The organism is Glaciimonas sp. OK215, from assembly GCF_057787885.1.
The window spans coordinates 1,406,146-1,423,051 of record NZ_CM173544.1 but is presented as its reverse complement, the minus strand read 5'-3'; the positions used below and the strand labels follow the sequence as shown (position 1 = coordinate 1,423,051).

Here is a 16,906-nt window from a genome sequence, read left to right as displayed (position 1 = left end):
CAAGCGGCGAAGAGACTGATTTACGGGTATTATCGGATAAAATCAGTTGATCATGTAGTTTTACTAGCTAGCCTGCTGACATCACACAATCTGTTGCGTTAGAGCTAATGACAACAAATTGGTGCAGCAAACGGTGCAGCGCCAACGCACCAATATTGGATTTTGCTTTTTAGTCCGGCAATCAATCAGCAACCAGCACGCGCAGGCCGAAAATCACTTAGCACCTTACTTAGCGTTTTTTATACAGGAGACAAGTATGAAACTGCAGCAAATAATAAAATCCACGATGGTCACCACCGTAGCAGCAACCGCACTACTGTCGGCATCGGCCGCAGTGCATGCCGCACAAGTTGAAGTGCTCCACTACTGGACTTCCGGTGGCGAAGCCAAATCAGTCGCCGAACTGAAAAAAATCATGGAAGCCAAAGGCGTCACCTGGAAAGACTTTGCGGTCGCCGGCGGCGCTGGTGAAAATGCCACCACTGCACTCAAAGCGCGGGTCATCGCCGGCAGCCCTCCGACTGCAGCGCAGATCAAGGGACCGTCAATTCAGGAGTGGGGCCAGGAAGGCGTGCTGGCGAATATCGACGCCGCTGCCAGCGCCGGCAAGTGGGACGCGCTGCTGCCGAAAGTGGTTTCCAACACGATGAAGTATCAAGGCCATTATGTTGCCGCTCCGGTCAACGTGCACCGCGTCAACTGGCTCTGGATCAATCCGGAAGTATTGAAAAAAGCCGGTGCAAAAACACCGACCAACTGGGCGGAATTCTTTGACGCCGCCGACAAAATGCAAAAAGCCGGCTTCGTAGCGATTGCACACGGCGGCCAACCATGGCAAGACGCCACTGTCTTTGAATCTACAGCGCTGGGTGTCGGCGGTGCCGATTTCTACAACAAGGCGCTGGTGAAACTGGATCAGGCGACGCTGACCGGCCCGACCATGATCAAGACCTTTGACACACTCGCCAAAATCAAGACCTACATCGACAAGAACGCACCAGGGCGCGACTGGAACCTGGCGACCGCGATGGTCATCAACGGCAAAGCCGGCATGCAGTTCATGGGCGACTGGGCCAAGGGCGAATTCACCGCTGCGGGCAAACAGCCAGGCAAGGATTTCCTGTGCGTACCGGCACCTGGCACTGACAAGTCATACACTTACAACATCGACTCCATCGCCATGTTCAAGGTAAAAAATCCTGCCGAACAAAAAGATCAGTTAACGTTGGCAACCGCCATCATGAGTCCGGAATTCCAGGAAATTTTCAACCTGAACAAGGGTTCGATTCCAGTGCGTCCGGACGTTCCGCGGACCAAGTTCGACAGCTGCGCGGTCAAGTCGATGGATGACATGGCGTCCTCCAGCAAAGCGAATACACTGGAGCCGAGCATGGCACACGGCATGGCGGTGAGTTCCGCAGTGCAAGGTGCGATGCTGGATGTGATTGCCAAGTTCATGAACTCGAACATGACATCGCAGGCTGCAGCGCAGGCATTGGCGAAAGCTGCAAAGACTAAATAATCTGTATTGGTTATTTAATTTGAAATGCATCAAAAACGTTACGTATACATAAGCTCGCGTACCAAGCTGACAAAGCAAGTTAGCGAACTAAAGTGATGTAAATAAGTACGTAAATAAAAACGGGATGCCGTCGCGATCAACATCGTCGCGATGGCATCTGCCCGGTCTGGATGCTGGCTGATAGTTTGCCGGCAGCGATGACCTGGCTATGATCCTGCCTCAGGAGACTTGCATGTCCAATCAAACCCTCCCCTATCCAGATGCGTCTGCCGGGAGCGCAGCAAAACCTTCGAAAAATCTGGCGCCGCGAGGACGTATTGCGGCCTTCGCCGATAACTGGTTGCCGCGCCTCGTATTGTCACCGACCATCATTATTTCGCTGGTATTCGTCTACGGATTCATTGCCCTGACCGCATGGATATCGCTGACCGATTCACACATGATGCCGAACTACGAATTTGCCGGCTTTCATCAATACACCGACCTGTTCGGCCTCGATCGCTGGTGGGTCGCCGCGACCAACCTGGGCATCTTCGGCGGCCTGTTCATTTTGTTCTGCCTGGCGATCGGCCTGTTCATGGCGATCCTGCTGGATCAGAAAATTCGTGCGGAAGGTGCTTTGCGCGCGATTTATCTGTATCCGATGGCGCTGTCCTTCATCGTTACCGGGGCGGCCTGGAAATGGATTTTGAATCCCGGTCTCGGCCTCGAAAAAATGATGCATGACTGGGGCTTCGCCAATTTCAGCTTCGACTGGCTGGTCAACTCCGACTTTTCGATCTATACAGTCGTGATTGCCGGTGTCTGGCAATCCTCAGGCTTCGTGATGGCACTGTTTCTGGCCGGTCTGCGCGGCATTGACGACAGCATCATCAAGGCGGCACAAGTCGACGGCGCCAGCCTGCCGACGATTTACCGGCGCATTGTGATCCCGGCTTTGCGTCCGGTGTTTTTCAGCGTGTTGCTGGTATTGGCCCACATCGCCATCAAGAGCTTCGACCTGGTGATGGCATTGACCGCGGGCGGTCCCGGCACCTCGTCTGACGTACCGGCCATCTTTATGTATCAATATTCATTTTCGCGCGGTCAGCTTGGCTTGGGCGCGGCGTCGGCAATGATGATGCTGGCGACCGTACTGGCAGTGCTGGTGCCGTTGATGTACCTGGAAACCAAAGGAGCGCGCAATGGCCGCTAACAGCATGAGTAATGGCAGCACTGCCCACCACGAAGGCAGCAAGCTGACCGTCGGCCGCGTCGCGATCTATATCCTGTTGGTGTTGTGCGCACTGTATTACCTGGCGCCGCTGTACGTGATGCTGAGCACTTCAGTGAAAACGCTGGATGAAATACGCGCCGGCAATTTGCTGTCGCTGCCGCATTCGCCAACCGGCGCAGCCTGGGTCAAAGCCTGGGGCAACGCCTGTACCGGCGTCGATTGCAACGGCCTGGCGCCGTTCTTCTGGAACTCGCTGAGAATTTCGATCCCGGCGGTGCTGATTTCAACCCTGCTCGGCTCACTCAACGGCTATGTGCTGGCGCATTGGCGCTTCCGTGGTTCCGAGATCGTATTTACCGCACTGATGGTGGGTTGCTTCATTCCATTCCAGGTGGTGATTCTGCCTATGGCACGTTTGCTGGGGATGGTCGATCTGGCCAATACCACTACCGGCCTGGTGTTCGTCCACATTGTGTATGGCGTTGCGTTCACCACGCTGTTCTTCCGGAATTACTACGTCACGGTGCCGGAGGAACTGGTCAAGGCGGCAAGGATTGACGGCGCCGGATTCTTCATGACCTATCGGAAAATCATTTTCCCACTCTCGCTGCCGATTTTCATGGTCTGCTTCATCTGGCAATTCACGCAAATCTGGAATGATTTCCTGTTCGGCGTGGTGTTCGGCGGTTCCGATGCCAAGCCGGTAACAGTGGCGCTGAACAATCTGGTCAATACCTCGACCGGCGTCACGGAATACAACGTCAACATGGCGGCCGCCATCATCGCCGCATTGCCGACGCTGGTGGTGTATCTGCTGGCCGGGAAATATTTTGTACGCGGACTGACTGCCGGCGCCGTCAAGGGGTGATGTAGGACTATTCAGCGGGAATTTTTTACCCATTTATTTGCAGCGGCCGGAACCACGATTTCGGCCGCAAAGATCGATCAGGAGATGGTTCAAGATGGCTAGCTTATCAATTCGCAATGTGCGCAAGGTTTATCCGAATGGCAATGAAGTTCTGAAAGGTATCGATCTGGAGATCGAGGATGGTCAATTCCTGATTCTGGTCGGCGGTTCCGGCTGCGGAAAATCGACCCTGCTGAACATGATCGCCGGTCTCGAAACGGTATCCGAAGGCGAGATCATGATCGGTGACCGCTGCGTCAATGACATCCCGCCAAAAGCGCGCGATATTGCCATGGTGTTCCAGTCGTACGCGCTGTATCCGACCATGACGGTGCGGGAAAACATTTCGTTCGGGCTCGGCATCCGCAAGGTCGCCAAAGCCGAACAGAAGAAAATCGTCGATCGCGTCGCCCAGACATTACAAATCACCCATTTACTGGATCGCAAACCCGCACTGCTGTCCGGCGGCCAGCGTCAACGGGTTGCCATGGGACGCGCCATCGCCCGCGATCCATCGCTATTTTTGTTCGACGAACCGCTGTCCAACCTGGATGCCAAACTACGCGTCGAAATGCGCGCCGAGATCAAGTTGATGCATCAACGCCTGGGTAGCACCATCGTGTACGTGACGCACGATCAGATCGAAGCAATGACGCTAGGCGACCGGATTGCCGTCATGAAGGACGGCGTGGTGCAGCAGTTCGGCAGTCCGCAGGAGATTTACGACAATCCGCAAAACCTGTTTGTCGCAGGCTTTATCGGCTCCCCTTCGATGAACTTCCTGCGCGGCAAGCTGGTGCCCCACGGCGCCAACGGCGGTGCCGCATTCAGCCTGGATCATGCGGGCCAGGCCAGCTTGCTGCCGCTGCCCTCGGCGCATACCAAAACACCGGCGATTGCCAGCTGGATCGGGCGCGACATCATCCTTGGCATTCGCCCGGAACACGTGACCGACGCCCTCAGCGCCCGCGGCTCCGAGTCAGACGGTTCGCACGGCGACTACCGCCCGAGCGAAGTATCCTGCACCATTGAGCTGACCGAGCCGACCGGCCCCGATACGCTTGTCTTCACCCATTTCAACGACACCCGCATCACCTGCCGGACCCATCCGCGCGCAGCGGCAAGACCGAAAGAGCAAATGCAACTGGCTTTCGACCTGTCGAAGGCGGTATTGTTTGATCCGGTGTCGGAACAAAGAATCAGCTGACAAGCAACGCACTGGCTAAGTGATGATTTTTGGACTGTGATTTTTTTTAGAGGAGATTTCAAATGGATGACGTCGTTATTGTTGCCGCAGGCCGTACTGCGGTAGGTAAATTTGGCGGGGCGTTGGCCAAGATCCCAGCGGTCGATCTGGGCGCGCATGTGATCAAGGGACTGCTGGCCAGGACCGGGATCAAGCCGGAGCAGATCAGTGAAGTTATTCTGGGGCAGGTACTGACTGCCGGTTGCGGCCAGAATCCGGCGCGCCAGGCCGGTATTCACGCCGGGCTGCCCGATATGGTGCCGGCATTCACGGTCGGGAAAGTCTGCGGCAGCGGCCTGAAAGCGGTCCATCTTGCCGCGCAAGCCATCAAGTGCGGCGATGCCCAAATCGTCATCGCCGGCGGCCAGGAAAACATGAGCGCCTCACCGCATGTGCTGAACAACTCGCGCGACGGCTTTCGCATGGGTGACGCCAAGTTGGTCGATACCATGATCGTCGATGGCCTGTGGGACGTCTATAACCAATATCACATGGGAACGACGGCGGAAAATGTAGCGAAGAAATACGATATTTCGCGTTTGCAACAAGATGAATTCGCTTTGGCTTCGCAAAACAAGGCCGAAGCGGCCCAGAAAGCGGGCAAGTTCAAGGATGAAATCCTGCCGCTGGAGATTCAGCAGAAGAAGGGCACGATCGTCTTCGACAGCGACGAATACATCAAACACGGTACCACGCTGGAATCCTTGTCCGGCCTGCGTCCGGCCTTTAGCAAGGACGGTTCGGTCACCGCCGGCAATGCGTCCGGCCTCAACGATGGGGCCGCAGCGGTGCTGATGATGTCGGCCGCCCTGGCGCAGCAACTGGGCTTGACGCCGCTGGCCAGGATCAAGGCGTATTCGTCGGCCGGCGTCGATCCGAGCATCATGGGCATGGGGCCGGTTCCGGCCTCCCAACTGTGTCTGAAAAAAGCCGGATGGACCCATCAGGATGTCGATTTGATGGAAATCAACGAAGCCTTCGCGGCGCAGGCCATCGCCGTCAATCAGGAGATGGGCTGGGACACCGCCAAAATCAACGTGAATGGCGGCGCCATCGCCCTCGGCCATCCGATTGGCGCGTCAGGCTGCCGCATTCTGGTGACCTTGTTGCATGAGATGGTCCGCCGCGATGCCAAGCGCGGCTTGGCCAGCCTGTGCATTGGCGGCGGCATGGGCGTGGCGTTGGCGGTGGAGCGCGATTAAGGTCGTTTGATCAACGGCGGTTAGCGCATGCACCAGGAGCCTGTCGAACTTAGCGTCCGACAGGCTCCTGCCACATCCAATCTATAGTTATTTATGCTGCGGCGTACAAATATGTCCTGGTCGGTATCGTGTCCAGCACGCAAACCGCCATCACCCAAGCCGCGCACGATTTATGCAGCGCGATCCCGACAGGGAAGCGGCAACATTTCAGCGCACCCATCAATCCGCCGGTTTTAAATTTACAGTAACTTTACTACATACAATGGCCACGAAAAACATTTACCCCACAAAATCCGCATAAAACAGAAAATTTACTACAAATAAATGCAAGCATATGCTATTTTACGAGTCTGTAATTTGGCATGGTTGGCTGGGAAGCGTCACGCGTTCGGCGGCGTCTATCGCAGCAGCCCGACCATCCTTGCACTTGTATGCCGGTCCGCTTGCAAAAGCGCCGTCCGATCCACTGATTTGGCCCGAAAACTATGCAGCTTGTGAACGAAGACAAAGATGAATCCCTGCGCCAGGATATCCGTCAATTGGGATCCCTCCTGGGCGCGGCAATCCGGCAGCAGCATGGCGACGACATGTTCAATCTGGTGGAAAACATCCGCCAGCACTCGATCCGGTTTCGCCGCGATGCGGACAAGCAAGCAAGAGTCGACCTTGAACAACGGCTGAACACCCTGTCGCCGCAACAGACGACGCAGGTGATACGTGCGTTCAGCTATTTTTCCCTGCTCGCCAACATCGCGGAAGACCAGCACCACATCCGGCGCACCCGCGCTTACCTGATCGCAGGATCGGCGCCGAAAGCCGGCAGCCTGGCGCATGCGCTCGACAGCATCTATAACGCCGGCCTTGGCATTGACGAACTGCAATCCTTCTTCGACAACGCCCTGGTCAGTCCGGTCTTCACCGCGCATCCGACCGAAGTGCAACGCAAGAGCATCCTGAACTGCCAGATGGCAATCGCACGCCTGCTGGACGAGCGCGACCGCATCGTACTGACGCCTGAAGAGACGGCCAATAATGAAGAAGCGCTGGGTCGCGGCATTCTCACCCTATGGCAGACGCGCATGTTGCGCACCTCCAAACTATCGGTGATCGACGAAGTCGAAAATGGCTTGTCTTACTACGATCACACCATGCTGCGCGAGCTGCCGCACCTGTACGCCAAGCTGGAAGACTTGCTGGTGACGCACGATCCGGCAGCCCAGGGGATCGAACTGCCGTCCTTCATGAAAATCGGCAGCTGGATCGGCGGCGACCGCGACGGCAATCCGTTTGTCACCGCCGCAGTGCTTGAGGAAGCGCTGAAAATGCAGAGCAAGCGCGCGCTGAGTTTTTATCTGGACGAACTGCACAAGCTGGCATCCCAGCTATCCGTCGCACAAGCCATCGTGAAATGCTCGGACCAGTTGCTGGCGCTGGCGCAGCGTTCGCCCGACCAATCTCCGCACCGCGCCGGCGAACCGTATCGGCGCGCGGTATATGGGATTTACGCGCGCCTGTGCGCAACCTTCCGCCATTTGATCGGTACTGCCGGATCCCCGCATGTCGCGCCGGATGCCGAACCGTATGCCGACGCAGGCGCCTTGCTGAGCGAACTCGATATCGTCCACCACTCGCTCCATGCCAATCAATCGCCGCAACTCGCGCGTGGCCGCCTGCGCCACCTGCGGCGCGCCGTCAAGGTCTTCGGCTTTTGCCTTGCACCCATCGATTTACGGCAAAACTCTGACGTCCATGAGGTCGTGGTGGCAGAACTGCTGGACGCAGCCAAACCGGGCACCAACTACCTGGCACTGGACGAACAACAGCGTGTCGCGCTACTGCTGCAGGAGCTTGCCACAGCACGGCCGCTGGCATCCGATCACGTGCCCTACTCGGACATCGCACGTTCCGAACTGGCGATCTTCCGGGCCGCGAAAACCGCCCATGAACGCTACGGCGCCGGTGCGGTACAAAACTGCATCATTTCAAAGGCTGCCAGCGTTTCCGACGTGCTCGAAGTCGCTGTCTTGCTGAAGGAAGCCGGCTTGTTGCGCCCGCTCGACAACGCGCTGGACGTGAATATCATTCCGTTGTTCGAAACCATAGAGGATCTGCGCAATAGCGCAGCGGTGATGGAGAGCCTGTTCGCACTGCCTGTATACAAGCGTCTGTTGCGCAGTCGCGTTGAAACCCAGGAAGTCATGCTGGGTTATTCCGACAGCAACAAGGACGGCGGCTTCCTGACTTCCGGCTGGGAACTGTACAAGGCCGAAACCGAATTGATCCAGGTGTTTCAACGGCATGCAGTGAAGCTGCGCCTGTTCCACGGCCGTGGCGGCGCAGTCGGGCGCGGCGGCGGGCCGAGCTACGAAGCAATCCTGGCGCAGCCGCGCGGCGCAGTGCAAGGACAGATACGCCTGACCGAGCAAGGCGAGGTCATTACCGCGAAGTACGCCAACCCGGAAGTAGGACGTCGCAATCTCGAAGTGCTGGCCGCTGCGACGATCGAAGCGAGCCTGCTCGCCCCCGGGGACGTGGAGCCGGACCCGGCGTTTCTCGCCGCGATGGAGGAGCTCTCCGCACAGGCGTTTGCTGCGTACCGTGCACTGGTCTACGAGACCGAAGGTTTCGAGCAGTACTTCTGGGAATCGACCGTTGTATCCGAAATTGCCGGATTGAATATCGGCAGCCGGCCGGCATCGCGCAAATCCTCCACCGCCATCGAGGACCTGCGGGCCATTCCCTGGGTCTTCAGCTGGGCCCAATGCCGGCTCATGTTGCCAGGCTGGTATGGCTTCGGCGCAGCGGTGCAGGCCTATCTCGCTGCTCACCCGGACACCGGTGCGGCGCTGTTGCAGCGCATGTACCTGGAATGGCCATTCTTCTCCACGCTGATATCCAACATGGACATGGTGCTGGCCAAGAGCGACATTGCGATCGCCAGCAGGTACGCGTCGCTGGTGACGGACGCCGCATTGCGCGAAGCCATTTTTCCGCGCATCCGCGCCGAGCACGAGGCGACGATCGCTGCGCTCAAGGCCATCACAGGCCAGTCCGAACTGCAGGAATCGAATCCTATGCTCAAGCGTTCGATCCAGAACCGTTTCCCCTATCTCGATCCGCTCAACCACGTGCAAGTCGAGCTGTTGCGGCGCTTCCGCGAAGGACACCACGACGAACGCGTACGGACGGGAATCCATTTGTCGATCAACGGCATCGCCGCCGGATTGCGCAATAGCGGCTGACACCCGCAGATGTTTTAAATAGCGAGCCAACCCACTTTTTCGGACTTTCATCATGACAATTCGCGTTGCAATCAATGGCTATGGCCGCATCGGCCGCAATGTTCTTCGGGCCCACTACGAAGGCGGCAAAAAAAATGACATCCAGATCGTGGCGATCAACGACCTCGGCAATGCCGAAACGAATGCCCATCTGACGCGCCACGATACCGTCCACGGCAAGTTCCCAGGCACTGTCACGGTCGAAGGCGACACCATGATCGTCAACGGCGACCCGATCAAGGTCTTCGCTGAGCGCAATCCGGCCCTCATCCCCTGGGGCGAGCTGAACGTCGACATCGTGCTGGAATGCACCGGCTTCTTCACCACCAAGGAAAAAGCCTCGGCCCATCTGGCCGCCGGCGCGAAAAAAGTCATCATCTCGGCACCGGGCGGCAAGGACGTGGACGCCACCATCGTGTACGGCATCAACCACGGCGTCTTGAAGGCGACTGACACCGTCATTTCCAACGCCTCCTGCACCACCAACTGCCTGGGCCCGCTGGTCCAGCCTTTGCACGCGAAAATCGGCCTTGAAACCGGCCTGATGACGACCATCCACTCGTACACCAATGACCAGGTACTGACCGACGTGATGCATGAAGACCTGCGCCGCGCCCGCTCCGCCACTCATTCGATGATCCCGGCCAAGACCGGCGCCGCTGCGGCGATCGGTCTGGTGTTGCCGGAACTGAACGGCAAGCTGGACGGTTTTGCGATCCGCGTGCCGACCATCAACGTCTCGATCGTCGATCTGTCGTTCATCGCCGCGCGCGACACCACGGTCGAGGAAGTCAACGCGATCATGAAGGAAGCATCGGAAAACGGTCCGTTGAAAGGCATCCTGGAATACAACGCGGAACCTCTGGTATCGGTTGATTTCAACCACAATCCGGCATCGAGCACGTTCGATGCGACGCTGACCAAAGTGTCCGGCCGCCTGGTCAAGGTGTCGTCCTGGTACGACAACGAGTGGGGCTTCTCCAACCGTCTGCTGGATACCAGCGTAGCTTTGATGGCGGCGCAATGAGCATGCCAATCATCCGCGATAGAGCCACCAAAATAGTCGCCACCATCGGCCCCGCTTCAAGCGATCTGAACACACTCACCCGCATGATTGCGGCCGGGGTGGATGTTGTGCGCCTGAATTTTTCACACGGCAAGGCACAAGACCACATCGATCGCGCCAGCCTGGTGCGTCAGGCGGCAGTCGCCTGCGGACGCGAGGTTGCCATCATGGCCGATCTGCAAGGGCCTAAAATCCGGGTCGGCAAGTTCGAGGACGGCCAGATTCAACTGGAAAACGGCGCGCGATTCATCCTCGATGCCGCCTGCGAACTGGGTAATCAGGAGCGTGTCGGACTCGACTATAAAGAATTGCCGCGGGACCTGAAGCCTGCCGACGTCCTGTTGCTCAACGATGGCCTGATCGTGCTGGTGGTGGACAAGGTGATCGGCAGCGCGATCCACACCACGGTGCAAATCGGCGGTGTACTGTCGAACAACAAGGGCATCAACCGTCAGGGCGGCGGCCTGTCTGCGCCCGCGCTGACGTCCAAGGACATGGAAGACATCAAGACGGCGATGAGTTTTCAGGCCGATTATGTTGCAGTGTCGTTCCCGAAAAATGCCACCGACATGGAAATGGCGCGGCAACTGGCCAACATCGCCGGCGAGGCGTATCACCACAAGCCGCTGATGATTGCCAAGATCGAGCGCGCCGAGGCGATCCCGGCATTGCAGGAAATTATCGATGCCTCCGACGGCATCATGGTCGCCCGCGGCGATCTGGCGGTGGAAGTCGGCAACGCCGCGGTACCCGGGCTGCAAAAGCGCATGATAAAAATGGCGCGCGCCTCCAATAAGCTGGCGATTACGGCGACGCAAATGATGGAATCGATGATCGTCAATGCCATCCCGACACGGGCCGAAGTATCGGACGTCGCCAATGCGGTGCTGGATGGCACCGATGCCGTGATGACGTCGGCCGAAACGGCGTCGGGAAAATATCCGATTGAAACCGTCACGGCAATGGCTGCCATTTGCCTCGAAGCGGAAAAATCGGATGTCTGCAAGCTCGATGCCGATTTCCTGAATGTCACCTTCACCCGTATAGATCAATCGATTGCATACGGTGCGTTGTTTACCGCGTACCACCTGCGGGTCAAGGCGATTGCGGCATTGACAGAATCCGGCTCGACCGCGCTCTGGATGAGCCGCAACAACATTGACATCCCGATTTTTGCCATTACGTCCCGTCTTGCAACGCAACGCAAGGTCGCCTTGTACCGCAATGTGCGCACGCTGGGGGTGGTGCCATCGAATGACCGCGAAGAGGTGTTGAAGGCGACTGAAGCATTGCTGCTGGCAAAAGGGATCGTGCAAATCGGCGACCTGATCGTTGTCACCTGGGGTGATCCGATGGGGCAAGTCGGCGGCACCAACGCGTTGAAGATCATGCGGATCGGCGCACATTGAGCCGGCCGTGCATGATCGCGATTTCCGTTTTAATCGGCTTCTGCACGGAGTAACGACCTCACGCAGGCAACAGCACGCGCCAGGAAATTCAGGCGCCGCTTTTTGCCTGCCGCCATATTTTGCGTAGAATGACGAGAGAACATTTCGATCAACCCATCACTGCACCCGAGCCGCCATGAACCAGCTAGAACAACTTAAACAGTTCACCACCATCGTTGCCGACACCGGCGATTTCCAGGCAATGAAAGCGTTCGCGCCACGCGATGCGACGACCAATCCATCGCTGATTCTGAAAGCCGTACAGAAAGCTGAATATCAGCCGCTACTGGAGCAGGCGGTACGCGATCACGCCGGCTTAGCTACCGGCGACATTATCGATCAGCTATTGGTGGTGTTCGGTCTCGAAATCCTGAAAATCATTCCAGGCCGTGTCTCGACCGAGACCGATGCCCGCCTCTCGTTCGACACGCAGGGCACCATCGAAAAAGGCCGGCAATTAATCCGGCTGTACGAAGCCGCCGACATCGACCGTCAGCGCGTACTCATCAAAATCGCCTCCACATGGGAAGGTATCCGCGCTGCCGAAGTGCTGGAAAAAGAAGGCATTCATTGCAACCTGACCTTGCTGTTCTCGTTGCCGCAAGCGATTGCCTGCGCAGAGGCAAGAGTACAGCTGATCTCACCGTTCGTCGGTCGTATTTATGACTGGTATAAAAAATCCACCGGCCTGGAATACAGCGGCGCCGATGATCCGGGCGTGCAATCGGTCAGGCAGATTTATAGCTACTTCCGGAAATTCGGGTACGCCACCGAAGTGATGGGAGCCAGCTTCCGCAACACCTCGCAAATCATCGAACTGGCAGGCTGCGACCTGCTCACCATCAGCCCGGAATTGCTGCAGAAGCTGGCGGAAAATGACGCGCCGGTTTCCCGCAAACTCAGTCCGGAAGCCTCACAACAAGCCGAGATTCAAAAAATCAGCTTAAACGAGGCAGCATTCCGTAACATGCTGAACGACGATCCGATGGGCACCGAAAAACTGGCCGAAGGCATACGCCAATTCAGTGCCGACGCGGTAAAACTCGAAAAAATGATTGACGCTTTGCGTTGATTTGACTGACGTACCCGCACTGCGGGTACGTCACAGTGCCAAATTACTTTGCGCAGCTTAGCGATCCTGGTTTACAAACGCTCGGTATCACCCGTCTTCGGTTGCCATTTCATCAGTCGTTTCTCAATGACGCCAACCACCGTGTCGAGCACCAGCGCAAACACGGTCAACACCAGTATCCCGGCAAACACCGTATTGATATCGAATGTCCCTTCCGCCTGCAAAATCAGGTAGCCGACACCGCGCGCCGAGCCTAAGTATTCGCCGACGATCACACCGACAAAAGCCAGCCCGACCGAGGTATGCAGACTGGAGAAAACCCACGACGTCGCCGATGGCAAATACACCGTGCGCAACAACTGCCGCTGGTTGGCACCCAGCATGCGGGCATTCGACAACACCACCGGGCTGACTTCCTTGACGCCTTGATAGACATTGAAGAACACGATGAAAAATACCAGCGTGACCGCCAGCGCGACTTTGGACCAGATGCCAAGCCCGAACCACATCGCAAAAATCGGTGCCAGAATCACCCGCGGCATGGCGTTCGAGGCCTTGATATAAGGATCCAGAATCGCCGAAGTCAACGGCGACAACGCCAGCCACAGGCCTATTCCCAAGCCCAATACCGTACCTATTCCGAACGCCAGCATGGTTTCAGTCAGCGTCACCAGCAGATGCGAATAAATTTCCCCCGGAAACGTCAGCGTAAACCAGGTCGCATCGCCAATCCCGACTTCCAGGCTGCCGCTGCCGACAGTGAACCATTGCCAGATACGGACCAGCACCTTGGCCGGTTCGCCAAAGAAAAATGCCGTCTGCTGGTTACGCGTCGCCAGATGCCAGATCGCAAAAAAGATGACCAGTACCAGCGCCTGATAAACGCGCATATTTTTATAATTGGGTTTAATTGCTTGCCACATGATGTCGTGCTCTTTCTGTTTTTGGGAATGGCTACGAGAAAATTTCCGGAGGAATATCAGGCGACTATTTTCTGCTGCTGATAACCTTTCAACACCTCATCCCGCAGCACGCTCCAGATTTGCCGATGCAGTTCGACGAAACGCGGCTCGGTGCGAATTTCGGCGACATCGCGCGGACGCGGCAGGTCGATCACGAACTCGCCAATCGGATGGGTTCCCGGACCTGCCGACAACACGATCACGCGGTCCGACATCGCAATTGCCTCATCCAGATCATGCGTGATAAACAGCACCGCCTTCTTTTTGGCGTTCCACAATGCCAGCACTTCGTTTTCCATCAACTGACGCGTCTGGATATCGAGTGCCGAAAATGGTTCGTCCATCAAGATGATGTCGGGATCGAGAATCAAGGTCTGCGCCAACGCCACCCGCTTGCGCATGCCGCCCGACAGTTGATGCGGATAACGCTCGCCGAAGCCTTGCAGCCCGACGCGCGCCAGCCATTCTTCCCCGAGTTGCTGCGCTTCTTCCTCGTTGCTGCCGCGATACTGCAAACCGGCGATCACATTTTGCAGCGCACTGCGCCACGGCATCAATGCTTCCGACTGGAACATATAACCGGCGCGCTGATTGATGCCGGTCAGCGCTTCCCCGAATACCTTGACGCAGCCGGTGGACGGCTGCAACAACCCGGCAGCGACGTTGAGCAAGGTCGACTTGCCGCAGCCGGTCGGCCCCACTACCGACACGAATTCACCCGGTGCAATCGACAAGGTCGTCTCCGCGACGGCCGTGTAACGCTGTGAACGGTCGTCTTTTGAAATGAAGGTGCAACTGATATTGTCCAGAAATAGTGCTGGCGTCGGGAGTGCTGTGGGCATATGAAAAGGGGCGCGAGCCGGAAGAATTTGCTGTGATGAGTACGATCCAGACGGAATAGCAATCTGACGAAAACCAAACCGCCCTGCGCTCCTTATCCGGTGCAGGGCGGCACTGCGTAGACGCGTCAACTTATCTGCTTATCGCTTACTTGTATTTGAGGTTCGCTTTTTTTACGAACGTATTCGTATACGTTTTTGACAGATCAATTTTCTTATCGGTCAGGGTCGGGTCGAAGGTCTGCAGCGTACGCAGCGCGGTGGCGGGACCCGCCTCAGGGAATGTGCCATCCGGCGAAATCGACTCGCGCACCTTCATGAAAGCTTCGAGATACAATGCGCGATCGCCAAGCAAATAGCTTTCCGGTACTGCTTTAACGATATCGGACGGGCCGGCTTTTTGCAGCCACTTCAACGCCCGTACCATGGCATTGGTCAACGCCTGCGTCGTATTCGGATACTTCTTGATGAAGTCAGCCGACGCATACAAAGTCGCCGCCGGCATCGGGCCGCCGAACACCGCATTGGTCTCTTTCAACGTGCGGGTGTCGGAAATAATCCTGATCTCATTCTTTTGCTGCAACATCGTGATCAAAGGGTCCAGATTAACGATCGCATCGATCTGCCCCGAACGCAATGCCGACAATGCGCCAGCCGAGGCCCCCACGCCGATGTAGGAGACATCGGTCGGCTTCAAGCCGCCCTTGGCCAGCACAAAATTACTCATCATGCTGGTTGAAGAGCCGGGCGCAGTCACGCCGATTTTCTTACCCTTCAGATCGGCAATCGACTTGTAATTCGGCATGGTCTTGTTGGACACAGCCATCACGATCTGCGGTGCCCGCCCTTGCAGCACGAAAGCGGTAATCTGCTGATTTTTGGCTTGCATGCTGATGGTGTGCTCGAACGCCCCCGACACCACATCGGCGCTACCGCCGACCAGCGCCTGCAAGGCTTTGGCCCCACCGGCGAAATCGGAAATCTCGACCTGCAAACCTTCATCCTTGAAATACCCGAGCTGCTCGGCAATCGTCAATGGCAGGTAATAGAACAAATTCTTGCCGCCAACCGCGATCGACACCTTTTGCTTTTCCAGTGTCTGCGCAAACAGTTTGCTGTTAAATGTCAGGTAGCCCGCCAAAAACAGGCAAAGTGCGATGCCAAACTGTTTCCAGTTGAATTTCATATTGTCTCCCCATCTATCGATAATTGCTCAACGGCAATATTCAGGTTGTGCGACGGTCCAGCATGGCGCGGGCGATGGTGCCGGCGTCGACATATTCAAGCTCGCCGCCCACCGGCACGCCACGCGCCAGGCGGCTGACTTTGAGGCCGCGCGCTTTCATGGTTTCGCTGATGTAGTGCGCGGTGGCTTCACCTTCATTGGTAAAGTTGGTCGCCAATATCACCTCGGCGACTACGCCATCGGTAGCACGGACGATCAATTTTTCCAATTGCAGATCTTTCGGGCCGATACCGTCAAGCGGCGATAAACGCCCCATCAGGACAAAATACAGGCCCTTGAAAGTCAGTGTCTGTTCGATCATCAATTGGTCGGTCGGGGTTTCGACCACGCATAGCAAGGTCGCATCCCGTTCAGGATCGAGGCACACTTCGCATAGGTCGTTCTCGGTAAACGTATTGCACATTGAACAGTGCTGAATTTTTTCGGCCGCCTGCGTCAGCGCACGGCCCAGCAATGCCGCGCCGTCACGATCGTGCTGCAGCAGGTGGTACGCCATGCGCTGTGCCGATTTGGGGCCGACGCCGGGCAAATGACGCAGTGCTTCAGTTAACAAAGCCAGACTGGAAGGAGTTTTCACATCAGACCTTAGAAACCACGATAGGCTTTACGGCCAACTGGCTCATAGTGAAGAACAGTAGGAAAAGGGTCATAAAAATGCTGCAATAGCTTGCACCATTCCTGATATTCAAACGATTGCCGGAAGCCGATCGTATGGTGTTCCAGCGTTTGCCAGCGGACCAGCAAAACGTAACGGTTCGGCTGCTCCACGCAGCGCTGCAATTCCTGCGAGATGCAACCAGGCATGGAGGCGATGATTTTTCTCGCCTCCATGAAAGCAGCTTCAAATGCGGCTTCCTGACCTGGAATGATATCGAGCGTGGCAACCTCAAGAATCAGTG

General features: G+C 56.8%; 14 protein-coding genes. 9 read left to right on the top strand and 5 right to left on the bottom strand.

Annotated features, from left to right (window positions below; genetic code table 11):
- Nucleotides 1-256 precede the first annotated feature (256 nt).
- From AC3CHX_RS06335 to tal, 9 genes are all read left to right on the top strand, one after another.
- Nucleotides 257-1,522 carry an ABC transporter substrate-binding protein gene (locus AC3CHX_RS06335; protein ID WP_488643229.1) on the top strand — a complete coding sequence of 422 codons (1,266 nt, stop codon included), beginning with the start codon at nt 257-259 and terminating at the stop codon, nt 1,520-1,522.
- Nucleotides 1,523-1,754: 232 nt separating this feature from the next.
- Nucleotides 1,755-2,717: a carbohydrate ABC transporter permease gene (locus tag AC3CHX_RS06330; protein WP_488643228.1), complete on the top strand. Its 963-nt coding sequence runs from the start codon at nt 1,755-1,757 to the stop codon at nt 2,715-2,717.
- 4 nt (nt 2,718-2,721) lie between these two features.
- A complete protein-coding gene (locus AC3CHX_RS06325; RefSeq protein WP_488644736.1) occupies nt 2,722-3,606 on the top strand; it encodes a carbohydrate ABC transporter permease in 885 nt (294 codons plus the stop codon).
- A 94-nt stretch (nt 3,607-3,700) separates the two neighbouring features.
- The gene (locus AC3CHX_RS06320) at nt 3,701-4,852 is read left to right on the top strand and encodes an ABC transporter ATP-binding protein (RefSeq protein ID WP_488643227.1); all 1,152 of its coding nucleotides are present in this window, start codon (nt 3,701-3,703) and stop codon (nt 4,850-4,852) included.
- A 62-nt stretch (nt 4,853-4,914) separates the two neighbouring features.
- On the top strand, nt 4,915-6,093 hold the full coding sequence (locus AC3CHX_RS06315) for an acetyl-CoA C-acetyltransferase (RefSeq protein ID WP_488643226.1): 1,179 nt from the start codon (nt 4,915-4,917) through the stop codon (nt 6,091-6,093).
- Nucleotides 6,094-6,578: 485 nt separating this feature from the next.
- The gene (gene ppc / locus AC3CHX_RS06310; RefSeq protein WP_488643225.1) at nt 6,579-9,335 is read left to right on the top strand and encodes a phosphoenolpyruvate carboxylase; all 2,757 of its coding nucleotides are present in this window, start codon (nt 6,579-6,581) and stop codon (nt 9,333-9,335) included.
- A gap of 52 nt (nt 9,336-9,387) precedes the next feature.
- Nucleotides 9,388-10,401: a type I glyceraldehyde-3-phosphate dehydrogenase gene (gene gap, locus AC3CHX_RS06305; RefSeq protein ID WP_488643224.1), complete on the top strand. Its 1,014-nt coding sequence runs from the start codon at nt 9,388-9,390 to the stop codon at nt 10,399-10,401.
- Between the two features lie 2 nt (nt 10,402-10,403).
- Nucleotides 10,404-11,849 (top strand): pyruvate kinase, encoded by a 1,446-nt coding sequence (gene pyk / locus AC3CHX_RS06300; RefSeq protein ID WP_488644735.1) that lies wholly within the window; start codon nt 10,404-10,406, stop codon nt 11,847-11,849.
- 175 nt (nt 11,850-12,024) lie between these two features.
- A complete protein-coding gene (tal, locus tag AC3CHX_RS06295; RefSeq protein ID WP_488643223.1) occupies nt 12,025-12,960 on the top strand; it encodes a transaldolase in 936 nt (311 codons plus the stop codon).
- Between the two features lie 71 nt (nt 12,961-13,031).
- Here tal and AC3CHX_RS06290 read toward each other — a convergent pair whose 3' ends face one another.
- From AC3CHX_RS06290 to AC3CHX_RS06270, 5 genes are all read right to left on the bottom strand, one after another.
- Nucleotides 13,032-13,883: an ABC transporter permease gene (locus AC3CHX_RS06290; protein WP_488643222.1), complete on the bottom strand. Its 852-nt coding sequence runs from the start codon at nt 13,881-13,883 to the stop codon at nt 13,032-13,034.
- A 56-nt stretch (nt 13,884-13,939) separates the two neighbouring features.
- Nucleotides 13,940-14,764, bottom strand: a complete 825-nt coding sequence (locus tag AC3CHX_RS06285; protein WP_488643221.1) for an ABC transporter ATP-binding protein — start codon at nt 14,762-14,764, stop codon at nt 13,940-13,942.
- Nucleotides 14,765-14,909: 145 nt separating this feature from the next.
- The gene (locus AC3CHX_RS06280; protein ID WP_488643220.1) at nt 14,910-15,947 is read right to left on the bottom strand and encodes an ABC transporter substrate-binding protein; all 1,038 of its coding nucleotides are present in this window, start codon (nt 15,945-15,947) and stop codon (nt 14,910-14,912) included.
- Between the two features lie 40 nt (nt 15,948-15,987).
- The gene (gene recR / locus AC3CHX_RS06275) at nt 15,988-16,584 is read right to left on the bottom strand and encodes a recombination mediator RecR (protein WP_488643219.1); all 597 of its coding nucleotides are present in this window, start codon (nt 16,582-16,584) and stop codon (nt 15,988-15,990) included.
- An 8-nt stretch (nt 16,585-16,592) separates the two neighbouring features.
- Nucleotides 16,593-16,904 carry an antibiotic biosynthesis monooxygenase family protein gene (locus tag AC3CHX_RS06270; protein WP_488644734.1) on the bottom strand — a complete coding sequence of 104 codons (312 nt, stop codon included), beginning with the start codon at nt 16,902-16,904 and terminating at the stop codon, nt 16,593-16,595.
- Nucleotides 16,905-16,906: the final 2 nt, after the last annotated feature.

Coding starts and splice junctions, on each gene's coding strand:
- AC3CHX_RS06335 (WP_488643229.1), top strand. CDS start 257: ATGAAACTGCAGCAAATAATAAAATCCACGATGGTCACCACCGTAGCA.
- AC3CHX_RS06330 (WP_488643228.1), top strand. CDS start 1,755: ATGTCCAATCAAACCCTCCCCTATCCAGATGCGTCTGCCGGGAGCGCA.
- AC3CHX_RS06325 (WP_488644736.1), top strand. CDS start 2,722: ATGAGTAATGGCAGCACTGCCCACCACGAAGGCAGCAAGCTGACCGTC.
- AC3CHX_RS06320 (WP_488643227.1), top strand. CDS start 3,701: ATGGCTAGCTTATCAATTCGCAATGTGCGCAAGGTTTATCCGAATGGC.
- AC3CHX_RS06315 (WP_488643226.1), top strand. CDS start 4,915: ATGGATGACGTCGTTATTGTTGCCGCAGGCCGTACTGCGGTAGGTAAA.
- ppc (WP_488643225.1), top strand. CDS start 6,579: ATGCAGCTTGTGAACGAAGACAAAGATGAATCCCTGCGCCAGGATATC.
- gap (WP_488643224.1), top strand. CDS start 9,388: ATGACAATTCGCGTTGCAATCAATGGCTATGGCCGCATCGGCCGCAAT.
- pyk (WP_488644735.1), top strand. CDS start 10,404: ATGCCAATCATCCGCGATAGAGCCACCAAAATAGTCGCCACCATCGGC.
- tal (WP_488643223.1), top strand. CDS start 12,025: ATGAACCAGCTAGAACAACTTAAACAGTTCACCACCATCGTTGCCGAC.
- AC3CHX_RS06290 (WP_488643222.1), bottom strand. CDS start 13,883: ATGTGGCAAGCAATTAAACCCAATTATAAAAATATGCGCGTTTATCAG.
- AC3CHX_RS06285 (WP_488643221.1), bottom strand. CDS start 14,764: ATGCCCACAGCACTCCCGACGCCAGCACTATTTCTGGACAATATCAGT.
- AC3CHX_RS06280 (WP_488643220.1), bottom strand. CDS start 15,947: ATGAAATTCAACTGGAAACAGTTTGGCATCGCACTTTGCCTGTTTTTG.